This window comes from Psychrosphaera sp. (genome assembly GCF_982872775.1).
This window is the reverse complement of the sequence record NZ_CEYNSH010000046.1, coordinates 1-23,358: the sequence shown is the minus strand read 5'-3', so window position 1 is coordinate 23,358 and position 23,358 is coordinate 1. Positions and strand designations below refer to the sequence as shown.

The following is a 23,358-nucleotide window of genomic DNA, read 5'->3' as shown; positions in this document are numbered from 1 at the left end:
GGGTACGCCTGTTTCAATATTAGGACAAGAAAACTCACGTCATTCAAAAGGTGAGCGTCAAGCCCAAGCCGGACCAGGTAAAGGCAAACGGGCAAAGCGCCAGAAACCTGAAAATGCAGGAGCTCGCTCATGATCGCATGGTTTGCTAGGAACGGCGTCGCTGCCAACTTATTAATGTTTACGATTTTGATTGCAGGTTTGTTTAACCTGTTTAATCAAATTCCATTTGAAGTCTTTCCTTCCATAGAGTCTGACCGAATTACCGTAAGCGTAACTCTGCGAGGGGCGACACCAGAAGATACCGAACAAGGTATTGCGATTCGAGTTGAAGAGGCGGTACAAGATTTAGAAGGAATTAAAAAAATCACCAGTCGCTCTTCTGAAGGTTCGGCGTCAGTCTCCATTGAGGTAGATAATGGCTACGACCCTCGCGATATGCTCAACGATATTAAGAGTCGTGTCGATGCGATTAATACCTTTCCTGCCGACGCTGAAAAGCCGGTTATCGCTCTAGCACAACGCAAACGTGAAGTCATCGCGGTTGCGTTATCGAGTATTTATGGTGAAAAAGAATTAAGAGAATTTGCAGAGCAAGTTCGAGATGAAATACTCAAATTACCTGGCGTAACTCAAATCGAGCTCAGTGGCGTTAGGGATTACGAAATTGCGATTGAAATGTCGACTGACAAGTTGCGTCAATACGACCTTACTTTAGCTCAAGTGTCGCGTGCGATTAGTAACTCGAGTTTAGATATTTCAGCGGGCACGTTAAAAACTCGAGGTGGCGACATATTATTGCGCTCAAAAGGGCAGGCTTATCGTCAAAATGAATTTGCCAATATTGCGATAAAAACGAACCCTGACGGGACAATCATTCGTTTATCCGATGTTGCAACGGTCATTGATGGGTTTGAAGAAACGCCAGTGCGGACTCGTTTTAATGGCAATCAAGCGGCATTTTTGGATGTTTATCGAATCGGTGACCAAAGTGCGATTGAAGTGGCTGAGCAAGTCAAACAATACATTGAAGATAAACAGCTTTCGTTACCAAATGGTTACGAGTTATCGTATTGGGATGACGACTCTCAAATCGTTAAAAATCGTATTTCGACCTTAACCACAAGCGCACTGCAAGGTGGCTTTTTGGTGCTACTTTTACTGACTCTTTTCTTGCGTCCTGCGATCGCATTTTGGGTATTTATTGGTATTCCTGTGTCCTTTATGGGCGCATTTATTGTGATGCCGTGGTTTGGGATTTCGCTAAACGTGATGAGTTTGTTTGGCTTTATCTTAGTATTAGGTATTGTCGTTGATGATGCGATTGTGACGGGCGAAAATATCTATACCCATCTAAAAGACGCAGACTCGAGTGAAGAGGCGGTTATCAAAGGCACTCAAGAAGTCGCAACCCCAGTTACTTTTGGTATTTTAACTACGGTGGCGGCGTTTTTACCGTTGGCGTTCATCGAAGGGAATAGAGGGGCGTTATTCGCTCAAATCCCGGTTATCGTTATTCCAATCTTGTTGATGTCTTTGGTCGAGTCGAAGTTTGTTTTACCTTCGCACCTAAAACACATCAAATTACGTCATCAAAAAGGTGAAGTGGGTAAACTCGAAGCATTACAACACAAGTTTGCTGATGGCTTTGAACATGCCATCATGAAGTACTATCAGCCAGTCCTAAAGTTAGCGTTACGCAACCGATTTACGACAGTTAGTATGTTTGTTTCTGTGTTTGTGATTATTTTGGCCCTGATTATGAGTGGCTGGACCAAGTTTATCTTTTTCCCTCGCATCCCAAGTGAAACCGTGCGAGTGAATATCTCGATGCCAGCAGGTACACCATTCGAAGTGACAAACAAATACGTCATCAAAATGGCAGATAAAGCTCGAGAGCTGCAAGAAAAATACGTAGATGAAGACACCGGGAAAAGTGTCATTATCAATATTCTGGCAACAACGGGGAATCGAGGTGGTGCGTCAAATGCCGGTGGTGTTCGATTTGAAATCATTCCGCCAGAGCAGCGAACCTCGACAATAACAGCTAATCAATTGGCCAGAGAGTGGCGACAAAAAATAGGAGCGATTCCTGGAGCCGAAAGTGTGACATTTAGAGCTGAAATTGGTCGTACGTCGGACCCAATTGATGTACAACTTTCGGCAACGTCATTAGAGACTTTAAAAGAAGTGGCTGAGCAAGTTAAACAGCGCTTAGCCACTTATCCAACGGTCTTCGATATCGCAGATTCATTATCGGATGGTAAACAAGAACTACAAATCGAGTTAACTCAGCAGGGTATTGCTTTGGGACTCACTCGAAGTGACGTTGCAAGTCAGGTTCGAACTGCCTTTTTTGGCTCACAGGTACAGCGAATTCAGCGTGGCCGTGATGACGTCCGAGTAATGGTTAGACTTCCTCTTGAAGAACGTGAGTCAATTGCAGAGTTACAAAGCTTGTTAATTCCGACACCTGCAGGTGGAACTGTGCCGCTTTCTCATGTGGCGACACTAACACCAGGTCAAAGTCCTTCTGCGATATATCGAATTGATCGTTATAGAACCGTCAATGTGACCGCAGACGTCGAAAAAGAAAACGTTAATATGACCGTTCTCCAAGCGGACCTGAAAGCGTACCTTGATGAACTTATCGAACAGTACCCTGGTGTGAGTCATTCTCTTGAAGGAGAAGCTAAAGAACAGGCAGAGTCTTTTGGCAGTCTTGGTTGGTCACTGTTGTTTGTATTCTTTGTGATTTACGCTCTGTTAGCGATTCCATTCAAGTCCTACAGTCAGCCTTTGATCGTGATGAGTATCATCCCATTTGGAATGATTGGTGCTGTTGCAGGGCACTGGATCATGGGGATGGAGCTGACCATTATGAGTTTGTTAGGAATGCTCGCCTTAATAGGTGTGGTAGTCAATGATTCACTGGTTTTGGTCGACTATATCAATAAGCGTCGAGCGTCAGGTTTTGATATCAAAGAAGCGGTTTTAACCGCAGGCAGCGCTCGATTCAGGCCCGTAATGTTAACCAGTTTGACGACTTTCATTGGCCTGATACCACTGTTATTTGAAAAGTCGACACAGGCTCAATTTTTGATACCAATGGCCGTGTCACTTGGTTTTGGTATTTTATTTGCGACGTTTATTACTTTGATTTTGGTACCCATAAACTACAGCCTGATGGCGGGACTAAAGGCTAAACTATCATAGACTCAAGATACAAAGGTTAAATCGGAGTTGGTAAGCGTGTGACAAGCCAACTCTGATATTACTTTCAAATTGATCTGGATGTTAAGTGGCTGTTTAACAATCGAATAATCTCTGTTACTGTGGTTTTATTCAATTGCTGAAACTTCAGGGAAGGAAGTATGAACTTGGAATTACCAACAGGGACACCACATCTTACTTATCAAAGTCTCAAGTCAATTCACCGTGAGCGTCGAGAGCAGTTCACCCAAAGTTTGTCATTGCGCGTCCATCGTGCATTAAGCTGGTTAGCTAAGTCTGAATTGTGTGACGATGATGAGGACAGTCAGTTTATTTTCCTCTGGATTGCATTTAATGCAGCGTACGCCAAAGATATTGACGCACCAAGAACGGCTGAAACAGTGACTTTTGGTGGCTTCGTATCCAAACTTCTCGATTTGGACAAAGATGGCATGTTGTACAAGCTGACTTGGAACGAGTATTCGTCGAGTATTCGTTTGTTGTTAGACAATCAATTTGTATTTCAGCCGTTTTGGGATCATCAAAATGGCCATATCAGTGAGCGCCAGTGGATTGACAAGTTTGTTGCAGCTAAAAAGCGAGCAAACTCTGCATTAGCAAATGAGCAGACAGACGTTTTATTGAGTATCATTTTGCAGCGTTTGTATACTCTCAGAAACCAACTGGTTCATGGTGGCGCGACTTGGCAGGGGCAAGCAAACCGCAGTCAAATTCGAGATGCGGTGGCGTTTATGAAAAGAATGGTACCTGCAACAATCTTAATTATGTTGAACAACAAAAACACGCTATGGGGAGAGCCTAACTATCCTCTTATCCAAACGTAGTTAAATAGAGTTATTGAAGAGAAAGGTTTTCTAAGTTCAACGCCCTAGCAAATTAATAATCCTTCAGTGAAACCAGATAACTTTATAAATGAGTCTATACTTTTTAAGTCGTTACTTGTTTTAGGTTTTGGTTACTGGAGCTCTCATGTCTATACAAAAGAAATTCTTTTTAGCGCTGGCTGGTTTCATTGTCGTTTTTTCACTGCTGCGTATTGGTATTACATGGATAGACACCAATAAAAATGTTTATAAGATGGTGGAGCATCAAAAATCATTAGCGCTAAAGAAAATTGAGGCCATTTTAAATGTCACCGATGAGGTGTTTTCTGAGAGAGTTCAAAGCAGCTTAAAAATTCTAAAAAGTAATGCGCAAGAAATCGGAGCCCCAAGGTTAGGTGGGCGTGTCGCAGTAAATTCTCAGCCTGCCAATCAGCTTTTCTTAGGTGACGAACCCGTCGCCAATAATTTTCAGCTAGTCGATACCGTTACTGATTTAATGGGTGGTACGGCAACAATCTTTTCTCGCCAAGGTGATGACTTTATTCGAATCTCTACCAATGTCATGAAAAATGACAAACGTGCCATCGGCACCAAGTTATCTCCAACAGGAAAGGCGATGAAAGCCATTCAAAACAAAAAGCCCTATTTCGGCCAAGTCGACATTTTAGGAAACTCTTATCTCACCGCTTATGACCCTATTTTTGATCGTAACAACGAGGTCATTGGCATTTGGTATGTCGGCTATAAAGCCGCACTAGAGACATTAAATGAAGAAGTTAAAAAGATGCGGATCTTGGATGAAGGTTTTGTTGCGTTGTTAGACGGCAAGGGGGTGGTAAGGCAACACTCAGACCATCTAAATAAAAAAGAAGTAGAGCGCATCATTCAACAAAGTAAGAATAATAAAAGTGAGGGGTGGCAGGTCAAGTTTTATCAATATCAGCGCTGGGGTTACCAAATAGTAGTGGGCGCCAAACAAAGTGATATTAGTGGTGCGATAGCAAGCTCTGTACTCGTGGGCTTTTTAAAATTACTATTCACCATGCTCGCTTTTGGAGTGATGATTTATTTTCTATTGAACAAGATTGTTCTGCGCCCGATTGCTCAACAAACCAAAGCAATTAATGAGCTAACTCAGGGCGACGGGGATTTAACACGTCGTATCGATGACAGTCGTAAAGATGAAATAGGGCAGATGGCCACTGCATTTAATCTTTTACTCGACAAACTTCAACAAACCATCAAGTCCGTAAAAGTTCAAAGTACACAAATATTAGAATCTGTCAGCGAATTGACCCAGCTTTCAACGAGCTTAAGTGGCGAACAGGTGACTCAACATCAAAAAGCCGACCTATTAGCGTCAGCTGTTGAAGAATTCAGAGCGACAGCCAAAATGGTGGCAGACAATACAGATAATGCTTCTGAGTTATCGTCTGGGTTATATGTAGAGGCCAAAGAGGGCTCGGATACCTTAAGTGATACGACAGAGCGAATTACTCGGCAGTCAGCAAGTATTGCGAGTTCTGAAGCGGTTATCGATGAGTTAGCCAAAGACAGTGAGTCAATTTCAACCGTGTTAGATGTCATTCGAAATATCGCCGAACAAACTAATCTGTTAGCTCTAAACGCGGCTATTGAAGCAGCGAGAGCAGGTGAACAAGGTCGAGGTTTTGCCGTGGTTGCAGATGAAGTCCGTTCATTGGCGAGTCGAACGCAACAGTCGACTGAAGAAATAAATACGATGATTGAGAAGCTGCAAAAACAAAGTCAGCAAGCGACGGGTCTTATGCATCAAAACCGAATTGAAGCAGAAGAGAATGTCTCATATACCGAAAAAGCTAATTTGGCATTCCAAAATGTTTTAAACGCCATGCATCAAATTAACCAGTTTAATGAGGAAGTTTCCCGCGCTGCAAACGAGCAGAGTACAGTGTCTGAGTCGATATCTCATGATATTAGCGAAGTTTCGGAGTCCTGCACGCGTAGTTCACAAAGCACTGAACAAGCCCGTCAGGCAACCAAGGAGCTCAATGATATGGTAGATAAAATGAATAAACTGTTGGCTGAGTTTAAAGTGTAGAAAGCCACTTAATTATCAAGGCTAGCAAGGGTGTTTACTCTTTGAAAATCTTTCAAACCCAGTGCGCATATATTACCTATAAATCTATAGGTCAATGAGTGGCGCACGGCGATGTTAACAACACATTCTTATTAAAGTCTTTATTTAAAGCAGTTTAAGCCTGTTTTGTGGAGCAGGCTTAAATCGGCATGAAGATTGCGACTACGTTTGAGTCGTTTCTGAAAAAGATTAAAGAAAGGAGTTATCGTGGATATAAAAGATCTCACTCATTACTACCAACTAATCGAAGAAAAGTTGATGACGTGGTTAGATGTTACCGTAAAACATTTACCCAACTTTGTTGTTGCCCTTTTTATAGTGTTCGCGTTCTCATTACTTTCTCGCATAATGAGCTCAGCCCTGCGTAAGGTCCTTCATAAAACACTAGAGTCTCGTCAAATAGCAGATTTACTGGCGGCTATTTTCAAAATTATCGTAATGACAATAGGTATATTTGTCGCCCTTGATTTCATAGGCTTGTCGGGGACGGTTAAATCACTGTTAGCTGGTGCTGGTATTGTTGGTTTAGCAATTGGTTTTGCCTTCCAAGACATGACAGAGAACCTGATTGCAGGTATTGCAATGGGTATTCGTAAGCCTTTCCAAATTGGCGATGTGATTGAAGCTGATGATGTTTTTGGCACGGTTAAATCGATTAACTTGAGAAACACATTAGTTGAGAACTTTTATGGGCAGCTCAATGTTGTCCCGAACAAAACCTTATTTAGAAACACTCTTAAAAACTACTCTACAACAGGTGAACGTCGTGTCGAGGTACCCGTAGGAATTAGCTATGCAGATGATATTGAGAAGGCCACCGATGTTTTAGTCGAGGCTATCAATAAGCTAGATTTTGTTGTGAAGAAAGATGAAACGGCGGTTTATGCAGAGAGTTTTGGTGATAGTTCTATCAACCTATTGGTTTGGGCATGGATTAATTATCCGGGCCAGGTTGGCTTTATGCAGGCTCGTCATGAGCTTGTTGTTAGTATTAATAAGACGTTAGCGGAAAACGATATCCTGATTCCATTCCCAATCAGAACCCTGGACTTTGGAATCAAAGGTGGTGAAAAACTTAACGCTATGTTGTCTTCAAAAGAACAAAGCGCAGAAGGTTAGTTTGACGTATGGCTCAGGTAATACTGAAAAGAAACAGCCATAGAACTAAATTTGTTGAATAAACAAACGCTTTTCAAATAAAAGGAAAAGACCGAGCTGAAATTAACTATTTCAACTTGGTCTTTTTTTTGGGATGTTATATTATATCACTTATCCGATTAACCAAAGTGAGTGAATAACGATGAGAGACATACTAGGCGCTTGGCTTTCAATACTGTGTGTATTGCATTGCTCGTTACCTATTTTACTGTTGTCTTTTAGTGCGAGCTTTGGTTTAGGTGAATTACTAGAGTCATTTCATTCTGATTGGTTACACGTCGTTTTGATAGCTCCTATCGTGGCAATCTTGAGTTTTAGTATCCCTAAGGCATACCTATCACACCGCAACCCATTACCAGGTTATTTGGCTCTAGCCGGTGTTGTCACACTTGTTGTTGGTGTATTAGCCGGTCACGATGCAGAGACCTTCTTTACTGTCATTGGTAGTGGCTTGGTTATTAGTTCTCATCTAATAAATAGAAAGTCTTTAAAGCAACAGGTCACTGCTTTAGTAAGTTAAAGCGTTCGCGATAAAAGCCTGCTAACAGAGTCTACTAACAAAGCAAGATATGCTAAATACACTCACTATTTAGCATTTGATCTCTCAACGTTATTATCTATTTATCTCTACACTTCGCCACGTATCAGAGTCACTGAAATGTAAACTCGTTGTTGCGCCAATCCCATCGATGTTCACAATATTAAATTGTTCCGTCCAAATCTCACGTAAGGCGTCATGACGAACACGCAAACGTTTTAATTCCTCAGGGATCTTTACTTCTTGATACACCCAAAAGTGACCTTCATCGTTTTGAAAACCAACCATCTCAAGTGGCAAGGTTTTACCCGATTGATCTTTTAATTCAAATTGCTTTTCTACGTATGCTGCAAATCTAGCTTGGGTTGTTTCGTCGGCTATGATATCTGCTTTTGCATCAAATAAGTTCCATGCTGCTTCTTCTGCATCGTGCAAGACAAAGCGGTGCATTACTTCTATATAGCCGGTTCTGTCATTGAATAAAACAATGGTGAAGGCACTTTTCATCTTATGTGCTGAGGCACTAAAACTAACTGACAAAATGGCAACTAGGGCCATAATTACAAACCTTTTGAACACGCTTTTACTCCGATTTGGGTTAACTAAAAGGTAGGGCTAAGAGTCTACCTAATTTTTAATTCACTCGATACAAAAATGCCCGGTAAGTACCGGGCATTTCTATTAACCAATTCTAATTCGAAATGGTTGTTACGGTTTAAAAGTTAAGCTTCCGACTCACTAGACTTTTTTTCGTCTTTTTTGTCTTCTTCTTTATCTTCTTTTAATTCCGTCTTGATGTCTTGCATGATGTCACGGTACACACCTTTTGCACCACGCTTGCGCTTATAAGCTTCTACGCGTGAAGGGATGATACGACGTGGGTAGATGTTGTTTTCATTATCTACGTCAGCTGTTTCCCAGTGAGGGTCAACCACAACACTTACTAACTCTTTGTCTTTTTCAGTGACAACTAGCTTCTTAACGTGCTTAGGAGTACGACGCCAGATTTCAGCAGGAATGTACTGATCTTCAATTGTGCCGTCAGCATATTGAAGTTGAAGCAAGATAGGCATTACTAGACCACCTAAGTTGTTAAACTCGATAACGTAGTAGTTCTTGTCTTCTTTAACTGCTCGCTCAAATACACGTTTTTCCCAAGGCTTAAGGCCTTTTAAGAAACTGTTGTATGCGTTACGTTCTTTATTCGTCACAGTGAAACGGTCGTTTTCGTCATAGAAATCTCGGATGTCTGGGTTTTTCTCAACCCAAGTTTTCATGCCTGCTTCTTCGTTGCGTTTAACGAATAATGGCTGTGGTTTTTCCATCTCGATGTCACGTAAACGGCCCATATCGATATCTGGGTTTTTGGTATCCATACGAAGCTTGTAAACTGCATCAACAGAGATATCAACGTGATCAGTTGTGTAGAACCAACCTCTCCAGAACCAGTCTAGGTCAACACCTGACGCTTCTTCCATTGTACGGAAAAAGTCTGAAGGAGTAGGGCGCTTGAACTTCCAACGTTGTGAGAACTCACGGAATGCGAAGTCAAATAACTCACGACCCATAACCACTTCACGAAGAATGTTTAAGGCTGCCGCAGGTTTTGCGTAAGCATTAGGGCCTAAACGTAAAACACTATCAGACTGAGTCATGATTGGAACCTGAACATCACTCTTCATGTAGTTAGTGATGTAACGAGGCTCAACACCCCAAGGCATGTTTGGATCCCACTCACGACACGCAACTGCATCTAGGAAGCTGTTTAGGCCTTCGTCCATCCAAGTCCATTGACGCTCATCTGAGTTAACGATCATTGGGAAGTAGATGTGACCAATTTCGTGGATAACAACACCGATTAAGAAGCGTTTTTCAGCTTGAGTGTAAGTACGCGTGCCGTCGTCTTGTAACTTAGTACGCGGACCGTTAAAGGTAATCATCGGGTATTCCATACCGCCCACCGGGCCGTTAACAGACTGAGCTGTTGGGTATGGGTAATCAAACGCAAAGCGGTTGTAAACTTCCATCGTGTGGATAACGGCTTCAGTCGAGTACTTCTTCCATAGGTCACCACCTTCTTTCGGATAGAATGACATCGCCATTACGAATGGTTGGTCAGCGCCACCTTGGTCAAAACCTTTTGCGTCCCACATGAACTTACGAGAAGTCGCCCAAGCAAAGTCACGTACGTTTTCAGCTTCAAAACGCCATGTTTTAAGTTTGTCTGTGCCTTCTTTTTCGTTTTCTAGTGCTTCTTCAGCCGTTACAACAAATACAGGGCGCTTCGCCGTTTTGGCTTTTTCTAAACGCTTGCGTTGTTCACGAGTAAGCACGTCTTTAGGGTTATCAAGAACACCTGTTGAAGAAACGATGTGGTCCGCAGGAACCGTCATTTCTACTTCGTAGTCACCAAATTCTAAAGCGAATTCACCGCGACCGATAAATTCCTTATTGTGCCAACCTTCGTAGTCACTGAATGCGTGTAAACGAGGGAACCATTGTGCAAATAAGAAGATGTCGTTGCCGCCTTCACGCGCATCATCAGGGAAGTGCTCATAACCGGCACGTGCTGAAACCGCATCTTCTTCAACAATATTGAAGCCAAAGTCGATAGTGAACTCTACCGTTTTACCTGGCTTAAGTGGACGCTCTAAGTCTACGCGTAAGTTAGTACCGACTACTGTCGACTTAATTGCTTTACCACTTGAGTTTTTAACGCGTAAAACGTCATAACCTAACTCGTTATCTTCAAGGAACTGTTGACGACGTAATTCACCTAGGCTCAATTTTGCAGGTTTGTTTGCATCACCAGCAGAGGTTGCTGGACCGCGACGACCGATACCTGCAAATGCAGTACCCGCTTCAGCGATTGAGTCTGGTTTAAATTTGTTTTGCTCTAATTGAAGCCAAAGGTATTTTAGCGTGTAAGGAGAGTTGTTTTTGTAAGTGATGTCTTGAGTCGCATCGATTCGGCGCTTGGCTTCGTCTAAACGTACGTCAATTTTGTAATCTACTTTTTGTTGCCAGTATTTCTCACCTGGCTCACCCGTTGCCGCACGATAAACGTTTGGCGTTGGAAGGATTTCTTCCATTTGGCGAAACTTATCTTCAAAGTCGCCTTTGGTTTGTTTAACCGCATCTGCTGACGCTGTAGCACTTACAGTGATAGCAAACGCTAGAGTTAACAAACGTTTGAAATTACGAGTAGTCATAATGATTCCACGTTCCCTAGGTTATGTTGGTTTACACGCTCAGAATTTATTCTATTTTGCATTTTTACTGATGCGCTAGTGTAACCTTCAAGAATAACAAAAATACAATAAAAGTCACAACTTAGGAGGTGGGGTTTAACCTTGTGTTTCGGCGACTCATCGAAATTTTGAAAAACGGCTGGTGTTTTTAATTAACTTGGATAGAATCGCTTCCTCATTTTTTTTATTGGGTCAGAAAAGAGACAGTTTTTTCATGATTACAGTTGGTATCGATTACGGAACATCAAACTCAGAAGTCGTGTGGTTTGACGGTAAAGAACATCATTATATTGAACTAGATAAAGAGTCGCGCACGCCGTTTAAGATTCGCTCATCTGTGTTTATTTATTACGAAGATGATTTACCTTTGCCACCGGTAGAAGTAATTCAACAAAAAGTTGAACGCATCAAAATGTCTATTCAAGCACAGCTTGATAAAGCCAAAGACAAATATGAAGATGCGACGACACCAACCGAACAAAAACGCTATCTGACTCAAATTGATCAGCTACGCGGTGAGTATCACAATACTCCTAAGCTACAGCGTCGTGCGATTAACGAACTTCAAAAAGACCAATCTGTTGACGACTTACCGCTTCACACTATGGTTGAAACGGGCACGTTTTTATTTGGTGAGGCAGGCTTCAAGCAATACCTCAAAACTCCTGAAAAAGGCCGTTTGATTTATTCACCGAAAAACTTCCTAGGTGCAAACCTATTAGAAGGCCAACAAACTGCGTTTGTTGGTTTGATTGCTAAACAGTTGCAGTTTTTTAAAGATTCAGCTGAAAAGCAATTAGGCCAAAAGGTCACTGGTGCAGTAATTGGGCGACCTGTAAAATATCACGGAACACGTGGTGAACAAGGCAACAAACAAGCAATTGACATTATGAGCAAAGCGGCCGCTCAGGCTGGATTTGAGAGCGTTGATTTCTTGGAAGAGCCAATTGCAGCTGCATACCGTATCGAACAGCAACTGGACAGTGAAAAAGTAGCACTTGTGGTCGATATCGGTGGTGGTACGACAGATATTTGTGCGATTCGCCTTGGTACTCAAAAGCAACAAGATTATGACCGTCAGCAAGATGTACTATCAGTAACGGGTACTCGTCTTGGTGGTATGGAATGCGATAAGAATCTTATTCTTAAGTCGATTGCTCCGTCTATGGGGTTAGGCACAGAAACGACCAATGGTATTCCAATTCCTCCGTTGTATTACAACGACATGGTGGCGGTTGATGACATTCCACGCTTGAACAAGTTCTTCTCTGATGAAATGGGCCTTGAGATTGCACAGACGATGTCTGTTGCTCGCGAACCAGATTTAATTGAACGCTTGTTGATGGTTCAGGAAGAGAAGTTATCAGCGCGTTTGGTGAATTCATCTCGTATGGCCAAAGAAATGTTGTCTGAAAAGAACCACATTGTATTGCCACTGAAATACGTAGAGCCAGATTATCAAGTTGAGTTGACTGAAGCCGACCTTAAACGCTCCATGAATGCGTGGATGGGACGTGTGAAAAACTTGATCAAAGAGTGTTTGGATAAGAGTTCTGAGTCGCCTGAGATTTTATTTATCACGGGTGGTATGAGTTTGTCGCCAATTGTTCAGCGTGAAATTAAGGCTATGTTGCCTGATTTGCCGATTGTGACGGCTGATGCGTTTAAGTCGATTTCTGAAGGTTTGAGTATTCAGGCGCAACGTCGATAAACTCTAAATTGCTAAGTGTTACATGGATGACTGTCGGTTAACATTTAACTCGGCCGTAAATGTTACATGGATGACCATCGGTTAACATTTATCTCGGCCGCCAAGTACATCCGTGTAATGCTTAGGCCGGACATCCTTGTCCGGCAAGCCTCAAAAATGCTTATCCGATACTCATCCTTCAAAATTCGCGTAATCTGTCATGTAAGCCTCGTAAACATTCACTCAACCTTTTACCTTCAACCTTGCTGACGAAGTTGTGAGGTATGTTTTCAGTTCTTACCAAAATTTTTTTAGATATTGTGTCAACCGATTCGATTGTCGTTGGTTTTAATAAGTAGATTCTGCGCACGAGTCTCGTTTATTAAAAAATTAAGGAAACGATGATGAACATGACACCACACATTTTTAAAACTTCAATTTCATCGAGCACGTTGTTGTGGCTCGGTGTTTTTGGTTCGAGCTTATTATTGACGGGTTGTGGCGGCGACTCTGTATCCGTTGGTAGTGAGCCGGTTGCACAAACAGATAATTCTCAAACTGACAATTCTCAGGATGACACTGGCCAAGATGACAGTGCGCAAAATGATGGTTCAGATAACGACAATACGGATGACCAAGCCGCGAGCCAAGGCAAGGTGATGTTTGCTATCACTGACGCAGAAGAGGACTTTTTGTCTTACAGTGTCGATATAAATTCGGTGGTCTTTACTAAGCAAAATGGCGATCAAATTGAGATTTTGCCAGGTGCGACGGACGTCGATTTTGTTAATTATCAGGAGCTCACAGAGTTATTCAGTATTTTATCTGTCCCGGTTGGTCGATACGAAAGTATTTCTTTAGTTCTTGATTACAGTGACAGCGATATTGTCATTCAAGACGAATTGGGCAACAGTTATTCAGCTGCGGTTCAGGATGCTGATGGGAATGCCATTTCTACCTATCAGGTAGATCTTCAGCTAGAAGCCGATGCCCCTTTGATTGTTACTGCTAATCGCTTTAGCTTACTAACGTTGGATTTGGACTTGTCGGCAACAAATACCGTGTTGTCCTATGAGCCAGCAATTGTTGAAGTAGCGCCAGTGGTAATTGCAAATACCTCACTTGATGAAGATCGTGAGCATAGAGTGAGAGGTCAGGTCGAAGAGGTCGTTACTCAAAGTGATGTAGCGGCAACTTTAACACTAGATTTAAAACCAATGCGTGAACGTGACGGTCAATTTGGTCAGTTTGACGTCCAGCTTTCTACCGAAACCTTGTTCGAATTGGATGGTGTCAATACTGATTTTACGGCCGCACTTGAGCAACTTGATAGTTTATCTGGAAGTGAGCCTGTCGTCGTTTTTTGTCAACTAAAAACTATTGAAGAGAGTGAAACTGGCGAAGTTGAGTTTGTTGCCGAGCGTGTTCTGTCTGGGTCTAGTTTACCTTGGGCTGGCTTTGATGGCGTAAAAGGTATGATCACTGAAGTACTAGTGCCTAGTGAAGTAGAGAATGTAAGTTCATATCGAATCAGCGGCATCGCGCTTGATGATACTGCACCTCATATCAATATATTGAAACAAGAGCTTTTTTCCGTGTCTGACGCTACCAAGTTAATCACTATGCATGGTCGCGCCATTACACAAGACTATTTAGTGCCGGGTCAAAAACTCAAAGCTGTGGGGCAATTAGAAACCGATAGAGAAACTGAAACATTAGAGTTTAATGCAAGTACTGAAGGTGATGTAGTTCGACTTTTACCATCTTCACTTCGCGGGCAAGTGACAAGTGTCTCGGAGACTGGTGTGGTGACAATGGAAGCGCGCCGTATTAATAAACGACCAATTGGGATGTTAGAACGTATACGCCGTTGGGTGTTAGGTCGTGGTATGACTCATGAAGTGACCCTTGATGTAAGCCAGTTAGATGTACTCACACTCGCAACCGGTGACTGGATCAGTGTGCATGGCTACCTAAACCCTGAAGATAAAACGACGGATATGTTGGCTCTAAGCGTGACCAAACATAGTTTAGATGACGGTCAGGTCAAGTATTTAGGTCATTGGGGAGAAGCGGGAGCGGAAGTGACGGTTAGTGAGAACAATGACGCGATTACACTAGATGTGAGCACTGGACGTCAGTTAATGAAATTCAGATTCTTTACTGACAATGTCATGCCGGAAGTGTCTACACTAACGCTTAATAGTGCAGAACATACTCGTCACTTTGTGTTGCATCAAGCTGGCAATGAAAACCAACACTTTGAATCATTGACTGAATTGTTGGCACAATTTAAGGTTGAACAAGAAAACGGTGCAGTATTAACAAGTGTTTTGGCATCGGGTCAGTACGATGAAGAATCAAACACTTACTCAGCAACAAGTGTGATTTTTAAAGTTAACTAACGAGCGATACGCTAGATAGTGAAGCCTGCTCATTTTAACAGGCTTCATCATCTTGAGAGGGCAATGGACGAATTTTTACAGTCAGTCGAAAAAAAGGCGTATCGAATGGCCGTAATGGCAACCAAACACCCAGATGATGCCTTTGATATTGTTCAAAACGCCATGTTAAAACTCGTTAAAAATTACAGTGATAAAAACGAGCATGAATTAAAAGCTTTGTTTTATCGAATTTTGCAAAATGAAATAAACAACTGGGCGAATCGACAAGGTTTATTTAAACGCTGGTTTGGTAAACCTACATCGCAGTATGACAACGATGTGAATAGCGATATTTTTGGCAATGAAGCAACTCAACTGGAAGTGACGGAGCAACATGCTGATGTGCAATTGAATCCAGAGCAAAAGTTGGATCATGAGCAAGTCGCAAAGGCACTAACTTCGGTATTGGAGGCTCTTCCTATCAAACAACAGCAGTGCTTTTTGTTGAGAAACTGGGAAGGGTTATCCGTTAAAACGACGGCTTCTATTATGAATTGTTCAGAAGGCTCGGTAAAAACTCATCTGAGTAGAGCGCTAACAAAGCTAAAAGAAGCAGAGCGAACTTTTGTCAAACAAGAAGAACAAGTATGAAGCGAGCTAAAAAGGCGAGCGAGGAAATGAGCATGAAGGATAATAAATCTTCAAAAGCGCAGTTAAGCGATGACCAAGAATTGACTCAACAGGTCGTTAGTGAACTTGACCGCCAATGCTTGACGTTACCTGAGTCGACGAGCGCTAGGTTAAAGGCAATTCGACAACAAGCTTTGCGCGAGGGTCAACATGAGGACAAAAACAAATCTGAGCGAGACGCTCTTGGGTTTAAAGCAATATTCAAAGGCTTAGGTGACCTATTTAATACAAGACCAATCAGTGCATTCGCTTCTATTAGTGGTATAGCCGTTGCGGCATATTTTGTTGTGGTTCAGGTGAATAATTCGTCAATGGAAAATGGGCAACCATTTTTAGCTAATAATCAAACGCAGCAGCAAGAACGATTGAATGGGCAGGAGGGAACTCAAGAGCCAATACTTGGAGTTGTATTACTTCAACAAGAGCTAAGTGAAGACCCAGAAATGTTGGCCGACCTAGAGTTTGCGGCATGGTTAGCTGAGCAGCCAGAAGTTCAGGATACTTAATGACAACTAAAACAGGTAAGTTAGTAATTGCGGTGAATGTAGGATTGGCTTTTTGTACCGCCAATGCGTTAGCTAGTAACGCTCCGAACTTGTTGCTACCAGGGGGTTCAAGCACTTTTGGTGAGTCAAGGTCTGTTAGTGACGAATACTCGACTGGTGAAGCTAAAGATAAAGCCGGTATAAAAACGAAAGAAATAAAAAACAAAGATACAAAAATCAAAGATACAACGACGAAAGAAACAGACACCAAAAAAGACAGCAAAATCCAAGGTGATCTTGTTGCGTTAGATGAAGCGTTTTTATTGTTTTTGGCTGAGCTTGAGGACGTCGATGGTGACTTGCTGCACCCGGTTGATGTCAATACAGAACTAGAACGTTCTTTAAAAACGAAGACACAGCCGAGCACAGATTTAATTGAAAAAGTAAATGAAAATAAACAGAGTGACTCAGGCAATCAAATTGGCAAAGAGCCACCCTCGAAAAGTGAAGTAAAAGGTAATACCGCTTCGGCCAAAAGCCAAGCGCCAAAAAGGTAAAAGATGATGACCAAATATAAGTTTGTATTGAGTATTTTACTTCTGATCCTAAGTGTATCAGCAAGTTCAGTGATGGCTGATGAACTTGCTTGGTCGGCATTGTCTCAATCGCAAAAACAAGTGTTGGCTAAACTTGAGTCGAAGTGGTCGACATTGCCAAGTAATCAAAGATCTCAATTGTTGCAAGGGGCCAACCGTTGGCTACAAGCATCGCCACAACAACGCACAGAACTACAAGAGCGGATGCGACGTTGGCAGCAAGCGACACCAGAACAGCGCAAGCAGTTACGTAACAAGTTTGAGCAATTTAAACAGCTGCCGCCAGCTCAAAAACAAAAAATGCGTTCGGCGTTCGAGCGTTTTAAAAGCTTGTCTCCAGAGCAAAAATCTAAGTTGAGAAACAAGTGGCAGAAGCTATCACCCGAGCAGAAAAAACGCCTGAAAAAGCGAATGAAGCGCCGTAAAGGCAACTAATCTTTGCGGTTTAAAATAAAAACTGAGTGCTGATCTGCCAGCTAAGGGATGCTTCTGGACTGTCGGAAAGGCTGAGTCCTAACTGCCACTGTTTATTTAGTCCTATTTGCCAGTCCAACCCATAATATCGACTGATAGAATCGGCAATGAGTTGGTTGTCTTCTGTTAGTTGGACTTGGCGGCGCAATAGCTGACGATTTCGATAATTTCTCGCATACGAAACAGAACCCGACGCTGAGTCATAATGAGTGATACTCAGCCAAGGCTCAAGAGAACTATCCTTCCCAACCAAATCAAAATAATAACTTAGACTGATACTGAGATCTTGAGACCAAAATGACTCTGACTGTACTAATTGATCAGTGCGGATCACACCAGGTGTAAACTCTGGGTTATTGCGAATGAAGTTGTTCAGTTGGCGATTGGTTTTATTTAATACATTCGTTTGGCGGTAATCGGTTTGTGTTTCACTGTCATTGTGAGCAACAGCCAACGCCATGTTAAACCACCAATTGAATTCCTTTTTGTCTAAATACCAGCCGCGACTGAGTTCTATTTGCCAGGTAGATTGATTTGATTCGATAGCCCGGAAAGCTTCTACGTTTAAATAGTCGGTCATGCGGTTTGGAAAATAACGAGTCCGCCCTGAGCTGGTTTGGTATTCGTTCTTTTGAAAAGACCCCAAAAGCGTCCATTCTTGCCATTGAAAACTCAAATAAGTAGACCAATCCTCAAGTGAAACATCGGCGTTTAATGCGTCGGACTCAGACAACCATTGTTGGTCGGAATCAGACTGCCCAGAGGACAAACCAAAACTCCAGGCTTGCTGCTTGGCCAAATCAGAGAAATAAAAGTCCAAACCAACTTGATGGTAATGGCTATCAAGTTGCGATGCGCTTGACTCACCTAAAACATCTTGTGAGTCGACGGAATAAGAGTAAAAAGCAGAAATATCAACAGGGTTATTATAAGAATTAGTGTCCGAAACAATTGCAAGCGAATTGGTCGAGACAAAACCGAGTATCGCAGCGGCCACGACATTTAGAACTCGCTTAACAGAACTCAACGAGTTATTTGAGTGTTTTTTTGACATCATTTTAATCACTTGGGGCATAACTACTCTTCTTTGTGCTGCGATACCTATGTTAAGCGTCTTTTTATTGAGTATCTTTTATTAAGTGCAGGTACTTTAAGTGTCGTTGTTAGTCGACACAACCGCTTTAATTTCGCCCTTGGCAACCTTTATATTTATCACATCGTCAGGGTTCACAGCGGTACTTTCTGTGATGACATTGCCTTTTTCTGTAGTGGCAATTGCATAGCCTCTAGTTAATGTCGCAAGCGGGCTGACAATATTGAGCTTTTCGGTATTTTTCTCAAAACGACGCCGTGCTTCAAACAACTTATTTTGTAGCAACTTAGGTAGCTGAGCCTGAATTTGGTTAAGTTGTTGCTTGGCCAAATTGAGCTGGTGTTTAGGTGACTGGCTCAATAAACGCTCGGTATCAACATCAAGGCGCTGCTGAGCGTTCTGGAGTCGATAAGTCATAGCGCGATTTAGTGCGATATTTAATTCTTCAGTTTGCTGTCGGGCCATACGAAGTTGGTTGCTCGGATGCAACAAACTTAACGAACGTTTGAGTTGGTTGTGTTGGTTTTTGTTGGCCTGATGCTGGTGGGCATAGGCACGAATCAATCGATTACGTAGTTGTTGTAATTGCGCCAAGCGCTCAGAGTTATCACTACTAACAATTTCTGCGGCGGCAGAAGGTGTCGGTGCACGTAAATCGGCAACAAAATCAGCGATAGAAACGTCAACTTCGTGACCAACAGCGCTGATAATAGGAATGCCGGAGTTATAAATAGTGTGGGCTAACCCTTCGTCATTAAATGCCCACAAATCTTCTAAAGAACCACCACCGCGACCCACGATGAGCACGTCGACTTCTTGCCGAACATTAGCAGTGTTAATCGCCCAAATGATATTTCCAGGTGCGTGCTCACCTTGAACCATGGTTGGATATATGATGACTTCGGTTTGTGGCGAGCGACGTTTTAAAACAGTAAGAATATCGTGAACGGCCGCACCTGTCGCGCTGGTGACAAGACCCACGCGTTTTGGGGCGACGGGGATAGCTTGTTTTACGTCTTGATCAAAAAGACCCATTTGGCCTAATTGGTGTTTGAGCTGTTCAAATTGTTGTTTTAGTAAGCCTTCACCAGCCGGTTCCATAAACTCAACAATGAGCTGATAATCACCACGAGGTTCGTACAAGCTCAAACGGCCCCGAACCAATACCTGACTGCCGTTGTCGATAGGTGCACTGACTTGACGGTTGTTACCTTTAAACATCGCGCCTTTAATTTGTGCTTTTTGATCTTTTAATGAGAAATACCAATGACCGCTGCTAGCCCGAACAAAATTAGAGATTTCACCGCTGATCCAAATATTTAAGAACTCTCCCTCCAGCATCATTCGAACTTTTTGATTTAGCTCGGATACTTGAAAAATTTTGGGTTGATTACCCTGAGTAGCATCCGTTTGTTCGTGCTCTAGGTGTGAAGAAGGCGGTGGGGTTGACTGAAACAAAGCTCATCTCTCTTTTTACGTGCTTAAGTCAGAGTCTAACGCCAACGCTGAGATTGCGCAATCGCACGCTCAAAAAGGGCTAGGGACAAGCCCTGATTAAATAGTAATTGTTCAAAAAATGAAAATGTTTGTTTACCTGAGACATCATTTCAACTAAAATGCCACCGCAACATCAACCCATCTACTTTTTAGTAAGGTAAAAATTGCCATGTTGCGGATAGCCAAAGAAGCCCTCACGTTTGACGACGTATTATTAGTTCCAGGACACTCCACCGTACTTCCTCACGAAGCCAATTTAAAGACGCGCTTAACTCAAAATATCGAGTTAAATATACCTATGGTCTCTTCTGCTATGGACACAGTAACAGAGAGTCGCTTAGCCATTGCCTTAGCACAAGAAGGTGGTCTCGGTTTTATTCACAAGAATATGTCGATTCAGGCGCAAGCAAACGAAGTGCGCCGCGTTAAAAAATTCGAAAGTGGTGTCGTATCTGACCCAGTCACCGTCACATCTGAAATAAGCCTTGCAGAAGTTATGCAGCTAGCGGATGAACACGGCTTTTCGGGTTTCCCTGTTGTTGATTCAAACAACAACTTAGAAGGCATTGTCACAGGTCGTGATTTGCGCTTCGAAACAAATTTAAAAGCAAAAGTTAGCTCGGTAATGACACCAAAAGACAAGCTAGTTACGATTCACGAATCAGCGGAACGTAGCGAAGTTATGGAGCTAATGCATAAACACCGTATCGAAAAAATCCTTGTTGTTGACGATGCATTCCGTCTAAAAGGCATGATCACGGTTAAAGATTTCCAAAAAGCAGACAGCAAGCCAAATGCATGTAAAGACTCATTAGGTCGTTTACGGGTTGGTGCAGCGGTTGGCGTTGGTCCAGGTACTGATGAGCGCATCCAAGCACTCGTTGAAGCGGGCGTTGATGTATTACTTATTGATACTTCACACGGTCACTCACAAGGCGTACTAGACCGCGTTAAGTGGGCGCGCCAAAACTTCCCAGATTTAGATATTGTTGGCGGTAACGTTGCAACAGGAGAAGGCGCAAAAGCGCTTGTTGAAGCGGGGGTAAACGCGGTTAAAGTGGGTATCGGTCCAGGTTCAATTTGTACTACTCGTATCGTTACTGGTTGTGGTGTACCGCAAATTACTGCGATTGCCGATGCTGTTGAAGCGGTTGCTGGTAAAGACATTCCAGTGATTGCCGATGGTGGTATTCGCTTCTCTGGTGACATTTCTAAAGCACTAGTTGCTGGTGCAAGCTGTGTAATGGTTGGCTCTATGTTAGCGGGTACAGAAGAAGCACCTGGTGAAGTTGAGCTTTATCAAGGTCGTTACTACAAGTCGTATCGAGGCATGGGTAGTTTAGGTGCTATGGACCAAAGCCATGGTTCTTCAGACCGTTATTTCCAAAAAGACGACAACAAAGAAAAGCTGGTTCCAGAAGGCATCGAGGGGCGTGTAGCTTACAAAGGTCCAATCGAGAACATCATTCACCAACAACTCGGTGGCATTCGTTCAGCAATGGGCTTAACGGGTTGTGCAAATATTGTTGAGATGAATACTAAGCCACAATTTGTACGTGTTACTTCTGCTGGTATGGGCGAGTCACACGTTCACGATGTTCAAATCACAAAAGAAGCACCTAATTACCGTCTAGGTTAATTGGCCGTTTCGCTGCCAATACGATTGGCTAGCGTTAACTCCATTGCTTTACAGGTAAAAAATACTCAGACCGGACCATTCGGCGTTCGGTCTTTTATCACTTAGTTAACTATAATCAGAAAGTTAACTCATAATTAAAAGGCTAAAACATGTCCATGACACAAGACATTCACCAGCATAAAATTTTAATTTTAGATTTTGGCTCCCAATACACTCAACTTATCGCACGTCGCGTTCGTGAAATCGGCGTTTATTGTGAACTATGGGCGTGGGACGTCACAGAAGAGCAAATCAAAGAATTTAATCCAAACGGTATCATCCTAGCCGGCGGTCCAGAGTCAGTAACTAAACACGACTCACCACGTGCGCCAGAATACGTATTTGAAGCAGGCGTTCCTGTTCTTGGTATCTGTTACGGTATGCAAACCATGTCACAACAACTTGGTGGCGCGGTTGAAATTTCAATGGAACGTGAGTTTGGTTATGCGCAAGTAGAAGTCGTTGCAGAATCAGCTCTTACGAAAAACATCGAAGACTCGATTGCGGCAGATGGCAATGCGCTATTAGACGTATGGATGAGTCACGGTGATAAAGTCAGTGCAATCCCATCTGGCTTCCAAATCGTCGCCAAAACGGACAGCTGTCCATTTGCCATTATGTCGCACGAAGAAAAACGTTTTTACGGTGTTCAGTTCCACCCAGAAGTAACTCACACAAAACAAGGCTTGCGCCTACTAGAAAACTTCGTTTGTAACATCAGTGGCTGTGAAAAACTATGGACGGCAGGTCGCATTATAGACGACGCCATCGAAAAGATGCGTGAGCAAGTCGGTGATGACGAAGTCGTACTTGGTTTGTCTGGTGGTGTTGACTCATCGGTTGTAGCTATGTTGTTACACAAAGCTATCGGCAACAAACTGACTTGTGTATTTGTGGATAATGGCTTGTTGCGTCTTAACGAAGGCAAACAAGTTATGGAGATGTTTGGCGATCACTTTGGTCTCAACATTGTCCATGTAAACGCTGAAGATCGTTTCTTAGACCGTTTAAAAGGCGAAAACGATCCTGAGAAAAAACGTAAGATCATTGGTAATGTATTTGTAGAAGTGTTTGATGAAGAAGCCAGCAAGCTTAAAAACGCCAAATGGTTAGCACAAGGTACAATTTATCCTGACGTTATCGAGTCTGCGGCATCAGCGACAGGTAAGGCACACGTGATTAAGTCTCACCACAATGTTGGTGGTTTGCCAGAAGACATGGAGCTGGGCTTAGTTGAGCCACTTCGTGAATTGTTTAAAGACGAAGTTCGTAAGATTGGTCTAGAGCTTGGTTTGCCATATGACATGTTATACCGCCATCCATTCCCTGGACCGGGTCTAGGTGTTCGTATCCTTGGTGAAGTGAAAAAAGAGTATGCTGACTTACTTCGTCGTGCGGATGCGATTTTCATCGAAGAATTACACGCGGCTGATTTATACAACAAAGTAAGCCAAGCGTTTACGGTATTTTTACCGGTACGTTCGGTAGGTGTCATGGGTGATGGCCGTAAATACGACTGGGTTGTTAGTTTACGTGCTGTTGAGACAATTGACTTTATGACAGCGCATTGGGCTCACTTGCCTTATGACTTCTTAGGTCGTGTGTCGAATCGCATTATTAACGAAATCGATGGCATTTCTCGAGTTGTTT

Annotated in this window: 17 protein-coding genes; 13 read left to right on the top strand and 4 right to left on the bottom strand. The window is 42.7% G+C overall.

Annotated elements, in window-relative coordinates; genetic code table 11:
- The first annotated feature begins 129 nt into the window (after positions 1 to 129).
- From AC4E96_RS12005 to AC4E96_RS11985, 5 genes are all read left to right on the top strand, one after another.
- On the top strand, positions 130 to 3,213 hold the full coding sequence (locus AC4E96_RS12005) for an efflux RND transporter permease subunit (protein ID WP_490255979.1): 3,084 nt from the start codon (positions 130 to 132) through the stop codon (positions 3,211 to 3,213).
- A gap of 158 nt (positions 3,214 to 3,371) precedes the next feature.
- The gene (locus AC4E96_RS12000) at positions 3,372 to 4,055 is read left to right on the top strand and encodes a hypothetical protein (RefSeq protein ID WP_488032415.1); all 684 of its coding nucleotides are present in this window, start codon (positions 3,372 to 3,374) and stop codon (positions 4,053 to 4,055) included.
- Positions 4,056 to 4,200: 145 nt separating this feature from the next.
- Entirely contained in the window at positions 4,201 to 6,135 is a 1,935-nt protein-coding gene (locus tag AC4E96_RS11995; RefSeq protein WP_490255978.1) for a methyl-accepting chemotaxis protein, read from the top strand.
- 243 nt (positions 6,136 to 6,378) lie between these two features.
- On the top strand, positions 6,379 to 7,293 hold the full coding sequence (locus AC4E96_RS11990; RefSeq protein WP_488032492.1) for a mechanosensitive ion channel family protein: 915 nt from the start codon (positions 6,379 to 6,381) through the stop codon (positions 7,291 to 7,293).
- Positions 7,294 to 7,474: 181 nt separating this feature from the next.
- Positions 7,475 to 7,852 carry a MerC domain-containing protein gene (locus tag AC4E96_RS11985; protein WP_488032417.1) on the top strand — a complete coding sequence of 126 codons (378 nt, stop codon included), beginning with the start codon at positions 7,475 to 7,477 and terminating at the stop codon, positions 7,850 to 7,852.
- Positions 7,853 to 7,945: 93 nt separating this feature from the next.
- On the opposite strand, the gene AC4E96_RS11980 is transcribed toward AC4E96_RS11985, so the two are convergent.
- Entirely contained in the window at positions 7,946 to 8,428 is a 483-nt protein-coding gene (locus AC4E96_RS11980; protein ID WP_488032418.1) for a DUF6702 family protein, read from the bottom strand.
- A 164-nt stretch (positions 8,429 to 8,592) separates the two neighbouring features.
- A complete protein-coding gene (locus tag AC4E96_RS11975) occupies positions 8,593 to 11,082 on the bottom strand; it encodes a M1 family metallopeptidase (RefSeq protein ID WP_490255977.1) in 2,490 nt (829 codons plus the stop codon).
- A gap of 253 nt (positions 11,083 to 11,335) precedes the next feature.
- Here AC4E96_RS11975 and AC4E96_RS11970 point away from each other — a divergent pair, with 253 nt between their 5' ends.
- The 6 genes from AC4E96_RS11970 (at position 11,336) to AC4E96_RS11945 (ending at position 17,401) form a co-directional block, all read left to right on the top strand.
- Positions 11,336 to 12,832: an Hsp70 family protein gene (locus tag AC4E96_RS11970; protein WP_488032420.1), complete on the top strand. Its 1,497-nt coding sequence runs from the start codon at positions 11,336 to 11,338 to the stop codon at positions 12,830 to 12,832.
- Positions 12,833 to 13,221: 389 nt separating this feature from the next.
- Positions 13,222 to 15,216, top strand: coding sequence for a DUF4382 domain-containing protein (locus AC4E96_RS11965; RefSeq protein WP_490255976.1), 1,995 nt, complete (start codon positions 13,222 to 13,224; stop codon positions 15,214 to 15,216).
- Positions 15,217 to 15,279: 63 nt separating this feature from the next.
- Entirely contained in the window at positions 15,280 to 15,846 is a 567-nt protein-coding gene (locus tag AC4E96_RS11960; protein ID WP_490255975.1) for an RNA polymerase sigma factor, read from the top strand.
- Positions 15,847 to 15,878: 32 nt separating this feature from the next.
- Positions 15,879 to 16,391 (top strand): hypothetical protein, encoded by a 513-nt coding sequence (locus AC4E96_RS11955; RefSeq protein WP_490255974.1) that lies wholly within the window; start codon positions 15,879 to 15,881, stop codon positions 16,389 to 16,391.
- A complete protein-coding gene (locus AC4E96_RS11950; RefSeq protein WP_490255973.1) occupies positions 16,391 to 16,927 on the top strand; it encodes a hypothetical protein in 537 nt (178 codons plus the stop codon). Before AC4E96_RS11955 ends, AC4E96_RS11950 begins: the two co-directional genes overlap by 1 nt.
- Positions 16,928 to 16,930: 3 nt before the next feature.
- Positions 16,931 to 17,401 carry a DUF3106 domain-containing protein gene (locus tag AC4E96_RS11945; RefSeq protein WP_490255972.1) on the top strand — a complete coding sequence of 157 codons (471 nt, stop codon included), beginning with the start codon at positions 16,931 to 16,933 and terminating at the stop codon, positions 17,399 to 17,401.
- 10 nt (positions 17,402 to 17,411) lie between these two features.
- Here AC4E96_RS11945 and AC4E96_RS11940 read toward each other — a convergent pair whose 3' ends face one another.
- Both AC4E96_RS11940 and xseA read right to left on the bottom strand, forming a co-directional pair.
- Complete coding sequence (locus tag AC4E96_RS11940; protein ID WP_490255971.1) at positions 17,412 to 18,497, bottom strand: hypothetical protein; 1,086 nt, start codon at positions 18,495 to 18,497, stop codon at positions 17,412 to 17,414.
- Between the two features lie 93 nt (positions 18,498 to 18,590).
- Positions 18,591 to 19,913, bottom strand: a complete 1,323-nt coding sequence (xseA, locus tag AC4E96_RS11935; protein ID WP_490255981.1) for an exodeoxyribonuclease VII large subunit — start codon at positions 19,911 to 19,913, stop codon at positions 18,591 to 18,593.
- A 286-nt stretch (positions 19,914 to 20,199) separates the two neighbouring features.
- Here xseA and guaB point away from each other — a divergent pair, with 286 nt between their 5' ends.
- Together guaB and guaA are read left to right on the top strand one after the other, a co-directional pair.
- The gene (guaB, locus tag AC4E96_RS11930; protein WP_490255970.1) at positions 20,200 to 21,669 is read left to right on the top strand and encodes an IMP dehydrogenase; all 1,470 of its coding nucleotides are present in this window, start codon (positions 20,200 to 20,202) and stop codon (positions 21,667 to 21,669) included.
- A gap of 155 nt (positions 21,670 to 21,824) precedes the next feature.
- Positions 21,825 to 23,358 (top strand): glutamine-hydrolyzing GMP synthase (gene guaA / locus AC4E96_RS11925; protein WP_490255980.1); only part of this gene is annotated, 1,534 nt, incomplete at its 3' end.

What these genes read in the sequence shown, in the direction of transcription:
- AC4E96_RS12005 (WP_490255979.1), top strand. Translation starts at nt 130, where the DNA reads ATGATCGCATGGTTTGCTAGGAACGGCGTCGCTGCCAACTTATTAATG.
- AC4E96_RS12000 (WP_488032415.1), top strand. Translation starts at nt 3,372, where the DNA reads ATGAACTTGGAATTACCAACAGGGACACCACATCTTACTTATCAAAGT.
- AC4E96_RS11995 (WP_490255978.1), top strand. Translation starts at nt 4,201, where the DNA reads ATGTCTATACAAAAGAAATTCTTTTTAGCGCTGGCTGGTTTCATTGTC.
- AC4E96_RS11985 (WP_488032417.1), top strand. Translation starts at nt 7,475, where the DNA reads ATGAGAGACATACTAGGCGCTTGGCTTTCAATACTGTGTGTATTGCAT.
- AC4E96_RS11980 (WP_488032418.1), bottom strand. Translation starts at nt 8,428, where the DNA reads ATGGCCCTAGTTGCCATTTTGTCAGTTAGTTTTAGTGCCTCAGCACAT.
- AC4E96_RS11975 (WP_490255977.1), bottom strand. Translation starts at nt 11,082, where the DNA reads ATGACTACTCGTAATTTCAAACGTTTGTTAACTCTAGCGTTTGCTATC.
- AC4E96_RS11970 (WP_488032420.1), top strand. Translation starts at nt 11,336, where the DNA reads ATGATTACAGTTGGTATCGATTACGGAACATCAAACTCAGAAGTCGTG.
- AC4E96_RS11965 (WP_490255976.1), top strand. Translation starts at nt 13,222, where the DNA reads ATGACACCACACATTTTTAAAACTTCAATTTCATCGAGCACGTTGTTG.
- AC4E96_RS11960 (WP_490255975.1), top strand. Translation starts at nt 15,280, where the DNA reads ATGGACGAATTTTTACAGTCAGTCGAAAAAAAGGCGTATCGAATGGCC.
- AC4E96_RS11955 (WP_490255974.1), top strand. Translation starts at nt 15,879, where the DNA reads ATGAAGGATAATAAATCTTCAAAAGCGCAGTTAAGCGATGACCAAGAA.
- AC4E96_RS11950 (WP_490255973.1), top strand. Translation starts at nt 16,391, where the DNA reads ATGACAACTAAAACAGGTAAGTTAGTAATTGCGGTGAATGTAGGATTG.
- AC4E96_RS11945 (WP_490255972.1), top strand. Translation starts at nt 16,931, where the DNA reads ATGATGACCAAATATAAGTTTGTATTGAGTATTTTACTTCTGATCCTA.
- AC4E96_RS11940 (WP_490255971.1), bottom strand. Translation starts at nt 18,497, where the DNA reads ATGATGTCAAAAAAACACTCAAATAACTCGTTGAGTTCTGTTAAGCGA.
- guaB (WP_490255970.1), top strand. Translation starts at nt 20,200, where the DNA reads ATGTTGCGGATAGCCAAAGAAGCCCTCACGTTTGACGACGTATTATTA.